This window comes from Shewanella saliphila (assembly GCF_014648295.1).
Taxonomy (GTDB): domain Bacteria; phylum Pseudomonadota; class Gammaproteobacteria; order Enterobacterales; family Shewanellaceae; genus Shewanella; species Shewanella saliphila.
Map to the genome: position 1 here is coordinate 44,147 of NZ_BMQV01000014.1, position 21,361 is coordinate 65,507.

Below are 21,361 nucleotides of genomic sequence, written 5' to 3' on the forward strand. Positions count from 1 at the left end.
ACGGGAAACTTTGAAAGGTGAGAACATGGAACGCGAGTCAATGGAGTTCGACGTTGTAATAGTCGGTGCAGGCCCTGCAGGTTTAGCAACGGCTTGTCGTTTAATGCAGATATCAAAAGATGCCGATAAAGAAATCACAGTATGTGTGGTAGAAAAAGGCTCTGAAGTGGGCGCCCACATTTTATCTGGCGCGGTATTTCAACCTGATGTACTGGACGAGCTATTCAATGATTGGCGCGACTCTGATATTCCCCTCAACACCAAAGTCAGTCACGACGAAATTTATTTACTCAACTCTGAGTCAAAATCACGCTTAATGCCCAACAGTTTAGTGCCTAAAACCATGCACAACGAAGGCAACTACATTATTAGTGTGGGCAACCTTGCTCGTTGGTTAGCTAATCGCGCCGAAGCCATGGGTGTCGAAATTTTTCCAGGTTTTGCTGCAAGTGAATTGTTGTTTAATGAAGATAACAGCGTCAAAGGCATTTTAATTGGCGATATGGGCGTCGATGAAAATGGCCAGCCTAAAGACAGCTATATGCCAGGCATGGAGTTACACGCTAAATATACCGTGTTCTCTGAAGGCTGCCGAGGCCACCTCGGTAAGCAGCTTATTCAAAAATACCATTTAGATAATGGCAAAACCCCACAACATTATGGTTTAGGGTTTAAAGAGATTTGGAAAATCCCTGCTGAGCAACACCAGCAAGGTAAAGTGGTTCACACTGGTGGTTGGCCATTAGTCAACGGCTCATCTGGCGGCGGATTTTTATATCACATGGAAGACAATCAAGTCGCTGTGGGTTTAATTATCGACTTAAACTATAAAAACCCGCATTTAAGCCCGTTTGACGAGTTTCAACGTTATAAAACACATCCGGTTATTGCCCAAACACTTACGGGTGGCGAACGCCTAACTTACGGTGCCAGAGCCATTGCTAAAGGCGGTTTAAACTCACTACCTAAGATGAGCTTTCCGGGTGGATTAATTATCGGTTGTAATGCCGGCACCCTTAACTTCGCCAAAATTAAAGGCACCCATACTGCGATTAAAAGCGGGATTATTGCAGCGACAACCTTAGGTGAAGGTCTAATTGCCGGGTTAGAGGGCGGTAAAGACCTTGACTGTTTCCAGCAACGCTTTGAAGAAAGCTGGCTGCATGAAGAGCTACATCAGTCGCGTAACTTTGGCCCTGCGTTGCATAAATTTGGCACCTTAATGGGTGGCGCATTTAACTACGTAGACCAAAACTGGTTTGGTGGTAAGTTCCCGGTAACCTTCCGCGATACCACACCAGATTATGCCTCAATGGGTTTAGCTAGCGAGTACAGTAAGATTGACTATCCAAAGCCAGATGGAAAACTCAGTTTTGACAAATTATCTTCAGTGTATTTGTCGAACACCTATCACGAGGAAGGTCAACGCTGTCATTTACATTTAAAAGACCAAAGCATTCCGATTTCGGTCAACTTAGTTAAATTCGACGAGCCAGCGCAACGTTATTGTCCTGCTGGCGTATATGAAGTCGTAGAAGATGAGGGTGAAAAAAAGTTTGTCATTAATGGCCAAAACTGTATTCACTGTAAAACCTGTGACATTAAAGATCCAAGCCAGAATATTACCTGGGTAACCCCTGAGGGCGGCGGCGGACCAAATTATCCAAACATGTAAACGACGAGTTATGTTTATTTGCCATTAACTCGTTGTTCACCCATCGTTAATTTATTGGCTACTGTCAAAAAAACGCACTTAAAAATAGGTGCGTTTTTTTTATTTTTTCGACTATCATTAGCCCCATAACATCACAAAGACCTACACCATTAACCGTTTTGTCATTACTGATTAATACAAAATTTTTATCAATTTATTGCCATTGTGTCCGATATAACAAAGAGATACTTTTAGAGGCCGTTGTAGATGAATACATTTAGCACCCTTACCATTAAGCAAAAAATCCTGCTCACCGTTGCTTTTGCTGTGCTGCTATCAACCATGTTAGTTGGGTTGCTGAGCCAACGAAGTGCGAAACAAGTGGTTGAGCAACGTATGCTTAACTCTGAAATGCCCAGCTTGTTGATGCAAATTCGCAATGAAGTCGATCTTCAAATCAGCACAGTTATGAATGCTGGTGAACAGCTAGCAAAAAGTAAAATGTTGCTTGAATGGCTTGAAAATGGTCGACCTGCAGACCAAGAAGAAATTGTTATCGCTGAACTTAATAGTATAAAAAATCAATATGATTTAGCACAAGCATCCTACGCCGACCGCGAAACGGCAGCCTATTATAATCAAGATGGGTTTTTGCGCATATTAAACCAACAGCAAGATGCTTGGTTTTTTGATTATCGCGATAGTAAACAAGAACGGATGCTAAATGTATTTACAGAGCCTAGTAACGGCGATGTTAAACTTTACATTAATTATCAACAGCCTGATGGTAGAGGCTTGGTCGGTCTCGCTAAACCTTTAGATGATATGGTGAGCTTACTGGCTTCATTTAAAATTGAAGACAGCGGTTTTATATATTTAGTTGACATTAAAGGTGACGTAAAACTACACCAAGACACCAGCCAAATAGGTAAAGCGACTTTAAGTAATTTATACCCTAACGCCAACACCAACAGCTTACTCAATAAAAATGATTTTAACTTAATCAAAGCTGATGTAAATGGCCAACATATGTTAATCGCCAGCAGCTACATTAAGTCAATGGACTGGTATTTAGTTGCGCAAGTGCCTGAAGCTGAAGTGTTTGCCTTACTTGAAGAATCGGCTTATCAAATCCTATTATGGACAGTGTTAATTGCTGCTGTATTCATTGTGATTGCCATTTCGGTTGCCGGCTCAGTAAGCCGTCCGATTGCACAAGTTGCGGAAATGTTCAGAAACATCGGTGAAGGCGAAGGTGATTTACGCCAACGACTGCCAGTCAATGGTGAAGATGAAATCGCCCAATTAGCTCGCGGGTTTAATAGCTTTATTAGCAAAATCCAACAAACTGTTGTTGAAGTTGCAGATACTAGCCAACAACTTGGTCTATCTGCAGTGGATGTGTCTAATCAGGCACACCAAACTCTAGACGACAGTCATCTGCAAAAAGATCGCACCATGATGGTTGTCGCTGCTATTAACGAAATGGGCGCCACCGTAAACGAAATTGCAGCAAATGCCGCTCAAGCTGCCGTGACAGCTCGCGATGCTGATACAGAATCTGTTGATGGCCAAAAAGTGGTAACGCGCGCTCGCTCAACCATTAATCAACTTTCAATCGATGTGGCACAGGTAGGCGAAGTGATTGAATCGCTTGCGACCCATACTAAGTCAATTGGCAGTATTTTAGATGTAATCCGTGCGATTTCTGAGCAAACCAACTTACTGGCACTCAACGCAGCCATTGAAGCGGCCCGCGCCGGAGAAGCCGGCCGTGGTTTTGCCGTTGTAGCTGATGAGGTGCGTAACCTTGCTTCACGTACTGCAGCATCGACTAACGAAGTACAAACCATGATTGATAAGCTGCAATCAGAAGCCAGTCGAGCTGTAAATGCCATGGCACAATCGAGCAGTCGCTCAAAAGAAGGGGTTACTGCAGTTGATGAAGCCAGCCAGTCGCTCAGTGGCATCAGTGAGCGTATTGCTCAAATTAGCGATATGAACATCCAAGTCGCGGCTGCAACAGAAGAGCAGTCAACGGTGGTTGAAGATATTAACCGTAATGTGACTGAGATTAATGATATTACTCAACGCACATCTGACACCGCACAAGCGGCAGCTGAAGCAAGTAAAGCCTTGAACCAACTAGCAAGCCGATTAGATGTGTTGGTGGCTCGCTTTAAGGTGTAATCCCACTAGAGTTTTTGCAACTAGCAAACACTCAATAGCTCGTAAATAAAATAATGTCACTCATTGAGTGGCATTATTTTTATCATCTTAAGGTGTTATTTCAAAAACTTAATCGATAGTGGATATTGATAAGCAATGCCGTCACTGGCTTTGACTATCGCGATAATAGTACAAATAATATCTAATAATGCTAACGCTGCTAGCAGTAATACGCCAACGCCCACCAAAATCAAAACAGCCGAAATCATCGCATAAATCATTAAACTCAATTTGAAGTTAAGGCAATTTTTACCACACTGATTAGCAAACTCATACTCGTCACGCTTCATCAACCACACAATCAACGGACCTAATACGCTACCTAATGGAAAAATATACCCTGCAAAGCTTGTGGCGTGGATCAATAAGCCCATGTCTTTTGCTTGTTTACTTACTTCACCTGTCGGTTCAGACATTCGATGTTCCTTATCATGCTGTTATTTTGTATACGTTATTGTCTAACAGTATTTAATTAACTGGCTTTACCGTACAAACGCATTGCCCAGTCTTCGATACTTTGTTTTGCCAAGCGGCGTTGCAGTGATTCGACCCAGCTTTGTGCTAAGCCATCACAAGCAAGTAAAGTTTGATACTGCTCGGCATCAAACTCAGGTAAAAAGTAAATTTGCATCGCCTTAGCAATACTAATGTCCGTTTTACGCTCAATTAAACAAATGCTATCGCTTGGGCGAATAACCCCCTCAGACAATACTCGATAAAACCAACCACACATGCGGCTCTCTTGCATCGCGAGGGCAAATTTAGGCTGTTCAAATTGTACATTGAGTTTAAAACAAGGTGAGCGTGGTTGGGTAACTTGCAAAGTGACATCGCCAATTTGAACAATATCACCAATATTAACGAGGGACTCATTCACACCGACAGTACTGATATTTTCACCCATCGATGGTGCATCTTTAAAGCTAGACATTAAGTCCCAGCGGCGATATTGACCATAATGTTCGCGGGGAAAATGATGCAATACTCGGTCTAAACCACCGTGATGCTTTGGATCGGCCTCACTATTGCCCACCACGCGATCAAACTGCACAGTCAGTTGTGTTGCGGCATGTTTTTGGTTAATACCACTAGCAACACCATTGTGCATTTGCACCTGGTCACCTAAATACAAACCCGAAATACGGTTAACCCACTTTTTATTCATCCTGCCTTCCCCACAGATCCTGTAGAGTCAATATACCCAAATTTCTGGTAAAAAAAAGCCTTACTCGTGAATAGTAAGGCAATAAAAATAGGGAGTTAATACCGAAAAATACCCAATACATAGACGTATTTACGCTTTGCAATCGAGCATAAGTTGATTAGACCGGCACATAATAATGATCAACCATGACATAAAAATGACAACGGCAAAGATTTTCATTAACTTGATGTAAGGTGCTTTTTAAGCGCTTCACCAGGTATAGAGCTTGGAGTTGCAACGGCAAATGAAGCCCATAACGCCCCTTGATGCATTGCATCAAAAATAGACATATTTTGGCATAAACCATGGATGACACCCGCAGCATACGCATCGCCTGCGCCAGTGGTATCAACAACTTCAGCCATCACAGCGGGAACATGCTGTTCGCCTTCAGCACTGTAGGCTATTGCGCCTTTATCACCATCGGTAACAATAAAATACTGTAGCGCATCGCCAGCAATAGATTGAGCAAACTGCCACGGCGCTTGATTACAACGCCCCTGCATATCGGTAATCGAGGCAATCAACACATGGCAAGGACGCTTGCGCTGATCTTTAGCCAGTTGCGCAATCACTTTGCAATGAGGATTACTGTCGATAGCATCTTGGGCCCATATGTCGGCACCATTTGCAGATGAATTGATATAAAACGCGTCCCATTGTTGCCAATTGGGAGCATGAGATAACTCGAATATAGGCCGTTGCGGTCTAATAATGGTGCGCTCGCCATCTGGCGTCATCACCAGCAACATCTCACAGGTGTTACCGCTAAAACGATGAACTAAACGGCAATCTAATCCAAGGGTACTCGCTTTCGCTAAAATCCAATCGCCAATGTCGTCACTGCCCACTTCGCTGACTAGCGACACATTGTGTTTTGCCCACACCAAACCTAAGCCAGTATTGGCACCACCACCGCCTAAACGTAAGCCACCGTCTTGATAATGAAACCGTCCGCCAGTTTGCAATGGTTTATCTAACCGTAAAATACGGTCACAATTGATATTAGCGAGCAGTAAAATATTGGCCATAGCGATACCTAGAAAAACCCCGACAAAAGAGCATTAAGTATAACAAAATCGGCGTAGATCACACGGCTATAGACGTAAATTACATGTCTGCCTCGGCAAGCGGTTGACGCAACTGCGCACGCACATTGTCCATACCAGAGTAAAACTCTTTCATCATCAATAAGCCCAACATTTTACCGTTGTCGGTCACAATTAATTCGTCAGGATTAACCGGATCATTTTTTAGTGCGCCCATAGCTTTCATTGACGCCATTTCTTTAAATAAGGCGGTGTCTAAATTGACATTAAAGTTATCGCGGAAATATTTACGCGATAAACGCCCAGAGAACATACCCAGTAAGAAACGATATTGCATCACTTCTTTTAATTGGTATTTTTTCTGTTGCTCAACCGCCATGCGGCCTTGCGCAATACGTTGTTGGTATTTTTTCAGTGAAAAGGTATTCACATACAAGGTGTCATTTAAAAAACTGAATGAGCCTGAACCCACACCTAGGTACTCATCATAATCAATCACGTACTCATCAAAACCTTCATTATCGGTTTTACCAAAGGCCCAAGCTGAAAGCTGGTTATACTGACCTGTTAAGCTATTCAAGATTTGACGATACTGATTAACCATTTCACCATGAGGCGCTGCGAGTTCGCCTTTGACACTTTTACGTGTTTGGTGAGTAATCATTAATGGATAAGTGGTAATTTGGCGCGGGTCTAGCTTAGATGCCATATCGAGATCAGACTGGATAATCTCGTCAGTTTGACCTTTAAAACCAAAAATCAAATCAACGTTGATAATAGGAAATAATTCTTTTGCCGCCATAATGCGGTCAAAGGTTTCTTGCCCCGAACCAAACTTATCTAATCGGTCGGTCATTTTTAAAATGCCGTCATCAAAGCTTTGCACCCCAATCGACATTCTGTCGACTAGGCCTTTTAACTGTTTAAATTCAGGGCTGCCTAAATGTTGTGGATCAGACTCACAAGACACTTCTTTAATGCCCGGGAATAATGTCTTTGCATGTTCAATGGTACGAGCGAGTTCATCTTCTAAAACCGTGGTGGTGCCACCGCCAATGTACATAGACTCAAATTCGTAGCCTAAATCTTTCGCCATCTGCATTTCTTTGCGTAGCGCAATAAAGTACTCACGCGCTTTGTCTTCACGGAATAAAAAGCGGTGAAAAGTACAAAACGAGCACAAGGTATGACAAAACGGAATGTGAGCGTACAACATGTACTTTTTGCCTTCGACAGGCTTAGGCATGCGGTCTGTTGAAATGGTGTCAAGACGCAGATTTTTATCGACATAATACTGCATCACCCGCTCCATTGAACTTATCATCCAGTTAGGCACAGTAATATTGGCTTGGTAAGGTTTAATCAACTCTTGGCTGGCTGATTGAATGATTGAAGACATAGAAAATCCTAATTGAATGAAGCCCTAAGAGCAAAACCATTGACAGTAAAATGTTAGATATACAAATACGTCACACGCAGAAAGCAAAAGTATCACTTTAGCGGTAGCTAAAATGTGAAGTAACTAATAGATATGCAAACTAACATGGTTAGAAGAGATCATTTGTTAAGCAGATCATGTTTTAGACACTACTGTATTGAAGCGTGTCTAAAACGAGGTATGACACTTGAGATCACTGATTGATAGACAATTAATTCGAACTTACTTACGTCTCAACAAGCGCAAAAGAGATCATAAATAGACGTTGTTGGTCAGGGTAAACCTGTTGGATAAGCTGTTTTAATTCATCTAAAGGTAAGCTTTCTTGGTTGGCATGAAATTCATTGATGTCGTCAAAGGCTAACGGCTCAACGGCCAAAATAACAATGTCACAAACCTTAGTATGGCTTTCAAGGGTATAGACCTCAACTTGAGTACCAGGTTGGTAATGACTTTCGCTGAAATCACGGATGGTAATCGTCTTTTGCCCCGACGCTACGAGTGGCGTTAAAAATTCAAAAAAAGTGATTTGTGTGGGTGCAATTACAGACATATTAAACCCTTAATCAATGAAATAACTCTACGTAAACGCGTATTATAACCGAGCAAACTCACCCGGGCTTTGATCAAAGTAGCGTTTAAATTCACGGCTAAATTGTGCGGTGCTTTCATAGCCCACCTGGGTAGATACCTCTTTCACTTTCAGCCGTTGTAATTGCAATAACTCTCTGGCTTTATTTAAGCGAATTTTCTTTAAATATTGAATAGGCGAAGACGTGGTAACCTCTTTAAAACAACGATGAAATGCCGACGGGCTCATGTTCACTAAGCTCGCTAGCGTATCCACCTCAACCGACTCACCATAATGCTTATGGATATAACTCAAGGCTTTTTCAACCCGAGATAAACGAGTGTGGCTTAACGACAAAGCATACAGCGGCGCGGAATTTGGGGCATCTAATAAGCGATATAGCAGTTCTAGCACTAACGCCTCGCCCATCACTTTAGCCTCTAACGGCGACTGCAAAGCCTGCAATAAGCGGATAACACTGCAATCCATGTCTTCAGTGCTGTCGGCAATAAAAAAACCACTTTGGCGCGACTCATTTAAATCTTTTGGAATTTGATGATGTTCGTCCATTAACCTAACGATGTAATTTAACTGCACTAAGTTAATATCCACCATCAACACTAATACCGGCTCTTCAATACTGGCAAAGGTTTCACATTCAACCGGGAGCGGTACCGTCATGACTAAAGAATGCTGACGGTCGTAGTCAAAGGTTTTATCCTCAATATAGACACGCTTTTTGCCCTGACCCACAATCAACACCCCCTGGGAATAGCATAATGGCCCCCGAGAAGCATATTGTGAGCCACGAAACACACGTACCCCAGCCAAATGAGTATTATTAACTCCTTCTTGTGGTGCAAGCTGTGCCATTAATGTTGCTATCTCATTCATAAAACCACCTTAATAAAATTAACAGCACCATTGCCGAGTTAAGATAGATATTACCAAAAAAGTAGTAAAAGGCATTATATTTAGCAAATAAACGTCTTATTTGAACAAAAAAGGTAGGAATGAGCATGAACACAATAGTTCTGTGTATGTTTATTTTGACTCAAGAGATTATTATAGACACATGATTTCTGGCTGTTGTTTACGTCACTCTTACAAGCTGATGTTTAAGAGCATCGGTAAACAGCAACGTATTTATTGTTTTATCGCTAAACCAAAAGGCGCCTATTATGCTTAACTTTAATTATCGTAACCCTACTCATGTTGTTTTCGGCAAAGACCGTATTGCAGAGTTAGATCAACTTATACCAGCCAATGCCAGAGTATTAATCACTTACGGTGGCGGCAGCGTGCAACGTTTTGGTACGCTTGATAAAGTCAAAGCCGCTTTAGGTAACCGCACTGTATTTGAATTTGGTGGTATTGAAGCTAACCCAAAATATGACACTCTACTAAAAGCTGTAGAAGTGGCACGTAATGAAAAAATCGACTTCTTGTTAGCTGTGGGTGGTGGTTCAGTCATGGACGGCACCAAATTTATCGCCCTTGCCACTCAGTTTGACGGCGATACAGCAAGCTTACTACAACACGGGTTTAACCCAGTGCCAGTGGCTGATGACAAAGTGATTCCACTCGGTGTGATTGCTACCCTGCCCGCTACCGGTTCTGAAATGAACGCCTTTGCCGTTGTAAGTTATCAAGGTGGTAAATTCCCAGTAAACCACCCATGTGCTTACCCAACATTTGCCATGCTAGATCCTGAATTAACTTTCAGCTTGCCAAAAATTCAGGTTGCTAACGGTGTGGTTGATGCATTTGTGCATGTGCTTGAGCAATATGCCACTTACCCAGTTGATGCACGCGTACAAGACCGCATGGCAGAAGGTATTTTACGTACCTTAATTGAAGTTGGCCCAATCACAGTTGCAGAGCCAACTAACTATGATGCTCGTGCAAACTTAATGTGGAGTGCCACATCTGCCCTAAACGGCATGATTGGTACAGGCGTACCGTTAGATTGGTCGACTCATATGATTGGCCACGAACTAACTGCCCTATTTGATATTGACCATGCACAAACGCTTGCGGTGATCTTGCCATCATTATGGCGTGTGCTGAAAGAGCAAAAACACGCCAAACTCGTACAATATGCTGCACGCGTGTGGGATATTACAGAAGGTGACGAAGCAAGCCGTGTAGATCAGGCTATCGACAAAACCGAAGCTTTCTTCAAGCAAGTGGGTTTACCTGTGCGTTTACGCGACCATGGTGTAACGCAAGAGCAACTATCTCAAGTGGTTGACGCGTTAGAAGCCCACGGCATGACAGCATTATCTGAAAGCGGTAAAGTTGATTTAGCCACCAGCCGTAAAATTTTAGATATGGCGTGGTAGTCAGCATTTAATCGAAGCGACATTAAGGTCGCTTCGAGTTGCTCGAAACGAAAAAGGGCTTAACAATCACGTGCATTGTTAAGCCCTTTTTAGTTACCTGTCTTTCTACGCTAATGCGGCGTCACATTCGAAAATAAATTCATTATCACCACACCAATCAAAATAAATCCCATGCCCACCAGTGCACCTAAATCCAACTTTTGACCGTACATCACCCAAGCTATTAAGGTAATAAGCACAATCCCAAGGCCTGCCCATGTGGCATAAGCAACACCTACCGGGATCCCTTTTAATGCTAGAGAAAGAAAGTAAAAAGACAACACATACCCAACAATAACCACTATTGAAGGCGTAACTTTAGTAAATCCATCACTGGCTTTAAGCGCAGATGTCGCCACAACTTCGGTTAAAATCGCCACACTTAACAATATCCAACTTTTCATTTTTACTTTCTACCCAGCCAAACAGGCGAGCAGTATAAAGATTAATCGCCAAGAAATCAGCCCGCGAATGCTTAGCTATATCGATAACTAAACTCAACCCGCACCCATTGTGTCTATGTCATCTTAGTTTGCGACTCAGACAATCAATCACGGCGATTGCTTGTATTTACATTCACTATCTGTTTATGTTGTTAATATGTTAAATGAATATCGCTGTATTACAGCCCCCCAAAAATCAGGTATTGAATTGGTGACAACGTGAAGAGATTTTCAACAACGTCTTTATCTATTTTTTTACTGTGTATTTACTGCCTTAGTGCCGTAGCAGACATTGGGGTAACGGAAGACATAAATAGTGAAACTAACGTTATACTTGAACAATGTAACACTCGTATAAAACAAGTCTCTCCCAAAGCTAGCCTCAGTTTTTGCAGTCAACAGCTCACTGCATTAGACAAAGAAAATTACCCTATTACTGCCGCTAAATTACAATTAACGCTATACGATCTGTACCTTGAGTTAGACAATGCTGCGGCCGCTGAACAACAACTCATCGCCGTAAAAAATAGCACCGGATTTATACAAAGTACCGAAATCCAATACCTTTGGCTTCGCAAAAGTGCAGCAGAAAAACTCTACAAAAAAGACTATGTTGAAGCAAAAAACCTATTCGAAAATGCATTCAATATCGCGCAAACAGCACAATCTGACCTTTGGTTAGCAAAAAGCTACAACGACTTAGCGTTAACGGAGCAGTATTTAAACCACTATGCAAAAGCCTTAAGCTACTACCAAAAAAGTTTGGCTATTAAAGAAGCTTTGGGGAATGATTTTTATACTGCCATAACTTTGAGTAATCTGGGTCTTATCTATAAAAAGCTCGAAAAATATACCGAGTCTCAACGCTATTTTGAACTGTCGCTCGAGCATTATTTACGCCACACAAGTGACAATGCAGACATAAATACCATTAGTTATATGTCGCACCTCTACGGTAATCTTGCTGAGATATATAATATAAACAATGAGTTCAATAAGAAGCACTTTTATAGCGATAAGGTAATATCGGCTTATAATGACAATTTAACGGGTAACGACAAGCTTTCTGCTTTAATCAATTTGGCCACAATCCATATCAATGCAAATGAATTTGCACCCGCTCAAGCAGTTGCAGAGAGTTTATCTGAATATTTACCTCGTCAAGATCACTCATTTCACGATGTGATTTACTATTTAAAAGCGCAAATAGCCAATCACCAAAAAGATGTCACACAAGCAATCACATTCATTGAAAACGCCATGGATTATAGCGACACCAAGCAAGACTCATTACAAAAAATGAGTATCTATCAATATGCAAGTGAGCTCTATTATGACAATGGACGTCCTTACGAGTCTTTAGTGTATTTAAAGCGATATCAGGTATTACATGAGGCTTTGCTTGAAAAAAAATACAGCGAAAACATTAAGGTAATCCAAAGTGATATTGAAAATGAACGTGTACAAAGAGCATTAGCAGAAGAGCAAATCATCAACCAACAAAAAAGCCAAGAAATTGATAAATTGCTTAACTTAATTTTGAGTATCACCAGCATTAGTTTACTTGTCGGTTTTGTAGTGAGTTTTTATATTTATCGAAAGCGTAAAGCTCAGCAGCATTTAATGACCATTATTGAGTCACATAAGCAGCAGTTATTTTTATTGTCAAATGACGACACAACAGAGCATGAAGAGAGCGAACAACAACCAGACACCTCACCACAATCACCAAGCGAATTAACAGCCTCGTTTGCAGAATTGTTGGTCACGACCATGCTTGATTGCATTAATATTTGGGAAAAGAGCACTAAAACTAATAAAGTAGAATTAGCCGACAGAAGCCAAATTTGGACGATATCTATCGACTCTGGTCGTCTAAGAACACGCTCTTTAGATAAATACCTACACGTAAAAAAATTACCTGATAATCCACGTTGGCGTAATGTTGTTAAAACATGTCACTTCATATTGTCTGAGTGCAATTTGTCTAACGATGATAGAACACTACTAACCTCGCATCTTGACCGAATTATGCAAGTGATCAAGAGCGAGTCTTTAGGCATAACGTAATCGATTAATTTTGTGGTTTACCCACCTTTTTTAAGTAATGGTTGCTGTAGTTTAATCTCACGAACACTGTCTCTTACTACTGGCTTAAGTACATTTTTATACACACAACTAAACGTTAATCCTTCGGTCAATCGATAATCACTTTGTTGTGCTGTTGCAGGATTTATCCCCACTAAAAAGCTATTAGGTGCAATAAACTTAGGCATTAGATTATTATTTTGATCTTTGATATTAATCGAAGCATAAGCATTACACATCGACACAGCCACAAGCCCTGCAATATTGATTCGATTTGTCACGCTATTAAGATCGGGTGAATTAACATTATTGTCTTGTAGCTTCGTGAATGGGTCTATCACACCATGAAAGCCACCTAAATCATCTATTTCGACTTCAGGTTGTTGCATCTGACGAGTGTTCATCGATTGCGACGCAGCTACATGATCATTATGTAATGTCAGTTGTTTACTCATCATCCATTTTTCAATATCAAAGTACTGGGCACGATAATGATACTGTTTAATCATATCCATCTCGCTCAGTTCAAAAGTGATTTCGGTTTTAATCGCGGCACTGACAGGGGTGAGTTCATTAAATGCAAGTTGGTGCGCAGATGCGCTACCAGCACAACTAAGCAGAGTAACTAGGGGCAATATGTATTTCATAAAATATCCTTTTTAGAATGAATGCATCAACTTAGACGCTATGCATTTCCATTTTTATAGTCCACTAAATACTAGGGTAAATTTGGGTAAAACATAAAACGCCCCCTTTTTAACCCTCTAACTTTACTGACTTTTTTATCTTAACTGTTAGTTTTGAATCAGCTTAAGTCATTAAGCATGCTTCAACATTTTACTAACCAGAATAAGGAAGGTCAGGATGAGTATATTCAAAAAAACATTAATCAGTATGTGTCTAATGAGTGCATCAACAATAGTTTGTGCAACCCCAATAACCGCTAACGTCACAGCAGATAACGATTTCATTGTGGTACATTCACCAGGTAATGGTAGTACACCTACAGTCGTTTACCGTGGGGCCAATGGCAGTAATTGGCAAAAAATTGAATCATTCAAGTTTGATATTGACAACTCAGCCCAATCACTAGAAACCTGTTCAGTCAGTGTGATTGCATGGGGGGATGGTAAGGTGTCACAAGGTATGGCAGCTATTTTTAAAGGTGATAGCACGATTTATACCGGCTCAGGCCACTTTAAAGCACACCAATCTTCGATTACATCGTCTGGTTGGGCACAAGCAGGCGGACCTAATGCAAGCCAAATTAATACATTAATTGCAAATACCTTGTCTAATGGCCAATCACCTTATCTATTGCCTGGTTCTGTCGCCGGAGGCACCTCACCCTGGGGAACGATGAACTTCCCGCTAGCCAATAATGTGAATACTAATAATTTCCGCTGGGCTTGGTCGACCAGTAACTTAGCCCCAAAAACCTATTCTGTATTTACCGCGGCCTGTGGCGATATCGTTGAAGCGGCACCGGTTGCAGTCCATATGCCTGGAGAACACTTCCAATGTTATGGCGTGCAAAAAGGAGATGCTCTTCGTGAAGAAACCATCATGATAGAAGATCAGTTTGGTAAAACGCGTGCAGTTTTGGGTAAGCCAGTATTGTTATGTAACCCGTCAAGCAAGATCCACAACGACAAGATGTATAAAATTCGAAACGAAAAGCGTCATATGGTTTGCTATGACTTAATCAAACAAAGCAAAGTGAGAAACCACAATCTTGAAATCAATAACCAATTTGCGCCTGATCAGATAGTCAATGATCAACGTGAGTTGTTCTGTGTACCATCGAGTAAAAAACACTTACCCCCAGTCAAGCCTAATAAACCCGGTAAGCCAATTCCAAGAGAAATGAAAAGAGCAGAAATAAAACCATTAAAGCAACTATAAACCTACATTGATAAAGGGTTATACATAGTCAGTGAGTCCCCTCACTGACTATTTTTTATTGGAGAAAAATAACAAAAATACATTCTCGCGCATAGAAATCTACACGCCCATCTCAACCGCTTTTTTAGGAGTAAAACTACTGCCTATTGACGCAATAATCACCAAACCAATAGCGAGCCACTGTAATAAGGATAATTGTTCACTCAAAATAACAAATCCAGCCAGGGCCGCAATTGCAGGCTCTAAACTCATCAGCACACTAAACGCTTGCGTCGGCATATTACGCAGCGCCACCATTTCTAATGAATAGGGTAAGGCACTTGATAATACAGCCACCAATAACCCAAGCGGTAAGACTTCCCAGCTAATTAACGCTAACCCTTGGGTAACAGCACCAACAGGCACTAAAACAATTGCCGCCACTGTCATGCCTAAAGCCACCGTTATGCCACCAGATGCTTGCTTGCCTGTACGAGTACCAAATAAAATATACCCAGCCCAACAAGCACCGGCGCCAAGCGCCATCAATGCCCCTGCTATATCAAGCCCTTGAGCGCTCGACAAACTTGGCATGAGTAATAAAATGCCTGCAATGGCACAGGCCACCCAAAACAAATCGCTTTTGCGCTTTGAGCTAAATAAGGCGACTGCCAAAGGGCCAGTAAACTCAAGTGCGACCGCAATGCCTAACGGAATACGTTCAATCGCAAGATAAAATAAGATATTCATCCCACCTAAGCACAAACCATAAATAATAATGCTTTGCCAATCTCGACCTTGAGGCATTGCCCGCCAAGGGCGGAACACTAACCATAAAACGGCTGCTGCAAAACCTAAACGCAACGCCGTGGTGCCTTCAGGCCCAATAATCGGGAAAAGTTGTTTTGCTAAAGAGGCGCCAGATTGAATGGTCACCATTGCCAACAACACACTACCGACAGCAGTAAGAAGTACACGATTGATTTGCATAGAAAAACCCAAAGATGAAAAACGCAATAATGGCATTCTACATGAGCACGTTCAAACCGAGCAGTATTAAATATCAACATGCACAGAAGTCATACCATTAAGCGATTAATTTTATGTCTGTATGATGTTTTTTATAAAAGCAATTTTGCTATTCGTTGTTGCACCATTATTGTCATAACCACAGATATGATAACCACTGGCAATAAGCATATGTAACATGTTGGGAAACTGATTCATGGACTTAACCTTAATCGCTTTGAATCCTTGCGCAACCGCCCAAGACTCTTGCAACTGGCGCAATTGAGAGGCGACTTTCATTTCTCTGTGTTGTGGTACACCACCAAGCCAGCTGTAAAACTCATCATGATTGAGCGAGTAACCCACTTTAAAACCAATGGGCGCTGTATCGTACTTAGCCACTAAAATTAACGCGCTTTTACCCGCAAGACGCTCGGCGATTGTGGTTGCCGTGATGCTATTGTCAAACTCAGGTACTAATGCAAGTACCGCGACAATATCGTCTACCGTACCTTCAACAAACTGGTAAGTCATAATGACCTCTCTTTATCCCAAAAACCAACTATGTAATAACCGACCGCAATACAACACAATTTGCTGCGTTTATGGCCATTAACATTACCCTTTTTACGATAAAAACACCCCGTAGGTACCGCATACAATGTCAGTAAATTTAACAAATGAATATAGCCAAAATGATTAAACAATAGCAAGCCTAAATGCGCAGGCATAAACAATGACACCATGGCGTAAACAGCATCAACATGTTTCCTAATGCTTTGTGCGATATGCAGTGGCTCAAGGTAATGCATTAAGTCTCTTTTGAGGCATAAATAAAAACACCTTATCAGTTGCCCAATAAGGTGTTTAACAGATGACACGCCATTAATTTACTTTTTGTAAGTTAAGGTGCCATTTTCTTTGATTTCATCAAACCACAAGTTGTGATGTTGAGTCGCCCAGTTTTCGTCGCAGTAGCCAGAGACCATACACTCCATACCACCTTCAGACATAACTGTAGCCATAAAGATATGCACGATAGAAAACGCGGTAATAATAATGGCGCTCACCGAGTGAAGCACTAAAGCGATTAAGCTCAGGGTACGGCTTGGTTCAAATATATTTGGGAACAGTAACAACATGCCTGAAGCACAAATCACTAGACCAAATAATGCAAACGTCCAAAACCATAGTTTTTCACCGGCGTTAGCAAACCCTGCGTCAGGGTGCTTACCTTTAAATGGACCAAAATTAATATAACCACCAACATAGAGCATCCATTTGATGTCGTACATTTTTGGCATTTGATTTTTAGCCCAAAGCACGGTCATCAGTAGCCAACCGAACATAAATGGAATGGCCATATAATCATGCACTAACTTAGCAGCATTAATTAACCCAGCCCATAAGCCTTCGCCCAAGTATGGTTGGAAAAAGAAACGACCCGCAAGCAAGGTTAACCCGGTTAAAATCAGTAACAAGCAAGGAATCGCACCTAACCAGTGAACACTGACATCAAACTTTGACCAGCGATGTACCATTTTGCCAGAAAAACCACCGTGTAATTTTGAAATGCCGTTTACTTTAATAAACAACACAAACACGATAATCATGCCAAATAACGCAGCCATAATGGCGGGTGCTAATAAGTCGCTACGTAGCTGAAACACACGCATGTCGTAGGTATTAATTAGCTGGTTATGAGCCTGGCCTTGTGACGTGGTAACGCCTTGAGCACCATCTTTTACTTGAGTCCACATTAACTCGTTGGCTGAACTCGGCTCTTCTGCGGTATTTGCCAGGGCAAAACCACAAAAAAGTAAACTCAGCGCCACAGATAACGCGATTAGTATATTTTTCATGTTACATCCTTTTGAGTCGCTAGGTGCTCAATATCTTGAATACCTAGCAACACTTGGAGACTAACTTAACAACAGAGAATTAACCCCAAATTGCATTGTTAGAACCACGAGAAGCAACACGCTCACGGTAGATATTTGATACCACACCGGCATCACCCGCAAGCAACGATTTAGTTGCACATAACTCAGCACACATTGGCAACTTACCTTCAGCAATACGGTTAGAACCGTATTTGAGGCGCTCTGCTTCAGAATGATCTTCTTCAGGGCCGCCAGCACAGAAAGTACATTTGTCCATTTTGCCACGACCGCCAAATGTTGACTTTTGTGGGAACTGAGGTGCGCCGAAAGGACACGCATAGAAACAGTAGCCACAACCGATACAGGTATCTTTGTTGTGTAGCACTATGCCGTCTTCGGTACGGTAGAAGCAATCTGTAGGGCATACTGCCATACAAGGTGCATCGGTACAGTGCATACAGGCAACAGATATTGATGCTTCACCTGGCTCACCGTCTTTGAGTGTCACCACGCGGCGACGTTGAATACCCCACTCTAAAGCAGAGTCGTTTTCGTTTTTACATGCAGTGACACAGCCATTACATTCAATGCAGCGCTTGGTATCACATAAAAATTTCATTGTAGCCATGTTGGCAATTCTCCTAGCTTAACTGCAATTACGCTTTTACAATCTGACAAAGTGACGCTTTGGTTTCCTGCATTTGAGTCACAGGGTCATAACCATAAGTCAATGCAGTGTTAGCCGATTCACCGATAACGTAAGGCACAGTGCCTTCTGGATAGTTAGCCGCCAAACTCTCACCGTGCATCACACCAGCAAAGTGGTATGGCATCCAGGTAACACCAGGCTTAACACGTGGCGTAACCATGGCTTTAATCTTAATTCGGCCACCTTCAGCACCTTCAAGCCATACTGTATCGCCATCACGCAGGCCACGATCAGCGGCATCTGCAGGGCTAATTTCAACAAACATTTGTTGTTGAAGTTCAGCAAGCCAAGGATTAGAGCGAGACTCTTCACCACCACCTTCATATTCAACTAAACGACCCGAAGTCAGTGCTAGTGGATATTTAACTGAGCTGTCGTGGTCTTGAATTGATTTATACAAGGTCGGTAAACGGTGAACTTGCATATCATTGTAAGTAGGATACTTAGCCACAAGATCGCGACGCGGTGTATAAAGCGGCTCACGGTGAACAGGTACTTGGTCAGGGAAGTTCCAAACAATACAACGCGCTTTAGCGTTACCGTAAGGAATACAACCATGCTTCATTGCCACACGCTGAATACCACCTGAAATATCAGTTTTCCAGTTGTGACCGTCTGCATGTTGCTTCTCTTCTGCAGTTAAATCATCCCACCAGCCAAGCTGTTTAAGCATGTCTGCGGTAAACTCTGGGTAACCGTCTTCAATTTCAGAACCAACCGAGAAACTGCCTTCAGCAAGTAAGTTTTTACCTTCGTACTCAACACCATAACGTGCACGGAAGTTACCACCGCCCTGCAATACATGTTTATTTGTGTTATACAAAATTTGAGTACCAGGGTGTTTTTGCTCTGGTGTGCCCCAACATGGCCAAGGTAGACCATAGGTTTCACCTTTCACTTCACCGCCAAGTGCTTCTAGAGTCTTATTGCTAAATAAGCCCCAGTTTTGAGTATGTTGCTTAAGACGCTCTGGGCTTTGGCCTGACATACCAATAGTCCACATACCACGGTTAATTTCGCGGGTAATGTCTTCAATCACTAACAGATCGTTAGCGTTTTTGGCGATGCGCTTGGTGTATTCTTTATCGATGCCTAGCTTTTGCGATAAGCGGTACATGATTTCAAGGTCAGTTTTCGACTCAAATAATGGCTCGATCACTTTTTCACGCCATTGCTGGCTACGACCTGAGTTTGACACAGAGCCTTCAGTTTCAAACTGAGTTGCGGCAGGTAACAAGTACACACCATCTTGGCGACGATGCATTACACCGGCCATGGTTGGGAATGGATCCACAACAACGACGGTTTCCATCTTGTCTAATGCATCACGCACATCTGACTGACGAGTTTCAGTGTTAACAGACTGACCCCAGAAGAATCCCATGCGAACACGGTCTTTTTGGGCCAGTTTTTCCGGTGTCTCTAACACACCGTCATGCCAGCGAGAACAAGGAATACCAGGTGTATTCATCGGCACACGGCCTAAGTATTCATTTTGGTCAAAACGTGATTTAACCCAATCTAAATCTAAGCTCCAAACGTTGCTCCAATGTGCCCAAGCGCCTGAAGTTAAACCGTAATAACCTGGTAAGGTATCAAATAACAGACCCAAGTCTGTTGCACCTTGCACGTTATCGTGACCACGGAAGATGTTAGTACCGCCACCTTGAATACCCATGTTGCCTAAAGCAAGCTGTAAAATACAGTAAGCACGAGTGTTGGCATTACCCACGTGATGCTGAGTACCACCCATACACCAGATAACGGTGCCAGGACGGTTTTCGGCCATGATTTTAGCAGCTTGGTAGACTTCTTCTTCGCTACAGCCAGTAATGTGTGCCACTTCTTTAGGAGGGAACTTCTTCACTTCTTCGCGAATAGAGTCCATGGCAAAAACACGTTGGTCAATAAAGCTCTTATCTTCCCAACCGTTTTCAAAAATATGCCATAACATACCGTAAATAAATGGAATATCAGTACCAGGACGAAGACCACAATGTAAATCAGCGTGTGCAGCTGTGCGTGAGAAACGCGGATCAACTACAACTAATTTAGCGTTGTTTTTTTCTTTGGCGATTAAGATATGTTGCATTGCAACCGGATGCGCCTCTGCAGGGTTAGCACCGATAAAGAAGATTGCATGTGCATTCTGAATATCATTAAAAGAGTTAGTTTGCGCACCGTAGCCCCAAGTGTTTGCAACACCGGCTACCGTGGTAGAGTGACAAATACGCGCTGAATGGTCGACATTGTTGGTGCCCCACATCGCAGCAAGTTTACGATACATGTAACAGCCTTCGTTAGAAAACTTAGCGCTACCCATAAAGTAAACAGAATCAGGACCTGACTCTTTACGGATATCCATCATCTTGTCACCAACTTCATTAAAAGCTTGATCCCAAGAGATTTTCTTCCATTTTCCACCCACTAATTTCATTGGGTACTTAAGGCGTTTTTCACCGTGGCCATGCTCACGTAATGCAGCACCTTTAGCACAGTGGCCGCCGGCATTAAATGGATGATCAAATGCTGGCTCTTGGCCAGTCCACACACCATTTTGTACTTCAGCGTATAAACCACAACCTACCGCACACGCACTACAAATAGTCCGTTTGATTTCAGTAGGTGCATTATGAGGTACATCTTTCGCTTCAGCGCGGCGGATCATACCAGTACCCATCATTGACGCTGCAGCAATACCACCTGTTGCAACACCCATTTGTTTCATAAACTGACGACGATTAATACCAAGCTTATTAGAAGCATTATTGGTAAGAGCCGTATCTGACTTGCGAGTTAATTTCATCGCTAAAATTC

General features: G+C 42.2%; 19 protein-coding genes. 5 read left to right on the forward strand and 14 right to left on the reverse strand.

Annotated features, from left to right (window positions below):
* Positions 1–25 precede the first annotated feature (25 nt).
* Together IEY48_RS08765 and IEY48_RS08770 are read left to right on the forward strand one after the other, a co-directional pair.
* Entirely contained in the window at positions 26–1,675 is a 1,650-nt protein-coding gene (locus IEY48_RS08765) for an electron transfer flavoprotein-ubiquinone oxidoreductase (RefSeq protein WP_188919355.1), read from the forward strand.
* 246 nt (positions 1,676–1,921) lie between these two features.
* Positions 1,922–3,844, forward strand: coding sequence for a methyl-accepting chemotaxis protein (locus tag IEY48_RS08770; protein ID WP_188919357.1), 1,923 nt, complete (start codon positions 1,922–1,924; stop codon positions 3,842–3,844).
* Between the two features lie 95 nt (positions 3,845–3,939).
* Here IEY48_RS08770 and IEY48_RS08775 read toward each other — a convergent pair whose 3' ends face one another.
* The 6 genes from IEY48_RS08775 to IEY48_RS08800 all read right to left on the reverse strand — a co-directional run bounded on the left by IEY48_RS08775 (position 3,940) and on the right by IEY48_RS08800 (position 9,039).
* Positions 3,940–4,299 carry a DUF4870 domain-containing protein gene (locus IEY48_RS08775; protein WP_188919359.1) on the reverse strand — a complete coding sequence of 120 codons (360 nt, stop codon included), beginning with the start codon at positions 4,297–4,299 and terminating at the stop codon, positions 3,940–3,942.
* Between the two features lie 56 nt (positions 4,300–4,355).
* Complete coding sequence (locus IEY48_RS08780) at positions 4,356–5,048, reverse strand: MOSC domain-containing protein (RefSeq protein ID WP_188919361.1); 693 nt, start codon at positions 5,046–5,048, stop codon at positions 4,356–4,358.
* 218 nt (positions 5,049–5,266) lie between these two features.
* The gene (locus IEY48_RS08785; protein WP_188919363.1) at positions 5,267–6,118 is read right to left on the reverse strand and encodes a PfkB family carbohydrate kinase; all 852 of its coding nucleotides are present in this window, start codon (positions 6,116–6,118) and stop codon (positions 5,267–5,269) included.
* A 79-nt stretch (positions 6,119–6,197) separates the two neighbouring features.
* Positions 6,198–7,535, reverse strand: a complete 1,338-nt coding sequence (locus IEY48_RS08790) for a coproporphyrinogen III oxidase family protein (protein WP_188919364.1) — start codon at positions 7,533–7,535, stop codon at positions 6,198–6,200.
* Between the two features lie 265 nt (positions 7,536–7,800).
* A complete protein-coding gene (gene yqfB / locus IEY48_RS08795) occupies positions 7,801–8,127 on the reverse strand; it encodes a N(4)-acetylcytidine aminohydrolase (protein ID WP_188919366.1) in 327 nt (108 codons plus the stop codon).
* A 42-nt stretch (positions 8,128–8,169) separates the two neighbouring features.
* On the reverse strand, positions 8,170–9,039 hold the full coding sequence (locus IEY48_RS08800) for an AraC family transcriptional regulator (RefSeq protein WP_188919368.1): 870 nt from the start codon (positions 9,037–9,039) through the stop codon (positions 8,170–8,172).
* A gap of 287 nt (positions 9,040–9,326) precedes the next feature.
* Between IEY48_RS08800 and IEY48_RS08805 the strand changes: the two genes are divergently transcribed.
* On the forward strand, positions 9,327–10,490 hold the full coding sequence (locus tag IEY48_RS08805; RefSeq protein WP_188919370.1) for an iron-containing alcohol dehydrogenase: 1,164 nt from the start codon (positions 9,327–9,329) through the stop codon (positions 10,488–10,490).
* A 110-nt stretch (positions 10,491–10,600) separates the two neighbouring features.
* On the opposite strand, the gene IEY48_RS08810 is transcribed toward IEY48_RS08805, so the two are convergent.
* Positions 10,601–10,933, reverse strand: coding sequence for a DMT family transporter (locus tag IEY48_RS08810; protein ID WP_160055443.1), 333 nt, complete (start codon positions 10,931–10,933; stop codon positions 10,601–10,603).
* Between the two features lie 258 nt (positions 10,934–11,191).
* Here IEY48_RS08810 and IEY48_RS08815 point away from each other — a divergent pair, with 258 nt between their 5' ends.
* Positions 11,192–13,042: a tetratricopeptide repeat protein gene (locus IEY48_RS08815; protein WP_188919372.1), complete on the forward strand. Its 1,851-nt coding sequence runs from the start codon at positions 11,192–11,194 to the stop codon at positions 13,040–13,042.
* A gap of 17 nt (positions 13,043–13,059) precedes the next feature.
* Here the strand turns inward: IEY48_RS08815 and IEY48_RS08820 are convergent, their stop codons facing one another.
* Positions 13,060–13,707 carry a hypothetical protein gene (locus IEY48_RS08820; protein ID WP_188919374.1) on the reverse strand — a complete coding sequence of 216 codons (648 nt, stop codon included), beginning with the start codon at positions 13,705–13,707 and terminating at the stop codon, positions 13,060–13,062.
* A gap of 217 nt (positions 13,708–13,924) precedes the next feature.
* On the opposite strand from IEY48_RS08820, the gene IEY48_RS08825 reads away from it, so the two are divergent.
* Positions 13,925–14,965 (forward strand): DUF7450 family protein, encoded by a 1,041-nt coding sequence (locus IEY48_RS08825; protein ID WP_188919376.1) that lies wholly within the window; start codon positions 13,925–13,927, stop codon positions 14,963–14,965.
* 99 nt (positions 14,966–15,064) lie between these two features.
* Here the strand turns inward: IEY48_RS08825 and IEY48_RS08830 are convergent, their stop codons facing one another.
* From IEY48_RS08830 to IEY48_RS08855, 6 genes are all read right to left on the reverse strand, one after another.
* A complete protein-coding gene (locus IEY48_RS08830; protein ID WP_188919378.1) occupies positions 15,065–15,934 on the reverse strand; it encodes an EamA family transporter in 870 nt (289 codons plus the stop codon).
* A 111-nt stretch (positions 15,935–16,045) separates the two neighbouring features.
* Entirely contained in the window at positions 16,046–16,486 is a 441-nt protein-coding gene (locus IEY48_RS08835; protein WP_188919380.1) for a GNAT family N-acetyltransferase, read from the reverse strand.
* The gene (locus IEY48_RS08840; RefSeq protein ID WP_188919382.1) at positions 16,483–16,764 is read right to left on the reverse strand and encodes a DUF2306 domain-containing protein; all 282 of its coding nucleotides are present in this window, start codon (positions 16,762–16,764) and stop codon (positions 16,483–16,485) included. Before IEY48_RS08840 ends, IEY48_RS08835 begins: the two co-directional genes overlap by 4 nt.
* A gap of 78 nt (positions 16,765–16,842) precedes the next feature.
* Complete coding sequence (locus IEY48_RS08845) at positions 16,843–17,814, reverse strand: formate dehydrogenase subunit gamma (protein ID WP_188919384.1); 972 nt, start codon at positions 17,812–17,814, stop codon at positions 16,843–16,845.
* Between the two features lie 79 nt (positions 17,815–17,893).
* A complete protein-coding gene (fdh3B, locus tag IEY48_RS08850; RefSeq protein WP_188919386.1) occupies positions 17,894–18,463 on the reverse strand; it encodes a formate dehydrogenase FDH3 subunit beta in 570 nt (189 codons plus the stop codon).
* Positions 18,464–18,491: 28 nt separating this feature from the next.
* On the reverse strand, positions 18,492–21,350 hold the full coding sequence (locus tag IEY48_RS08855) for a formate dehydrogenase subunit alpha (protein WP_188919388.1): 2,859 nt from the start codon (positions 21,348–21,350) through the stop codon (positions 18,492–18,494).
* Positions 21,351–21,361: the final 11 nt, after the last annotated feature.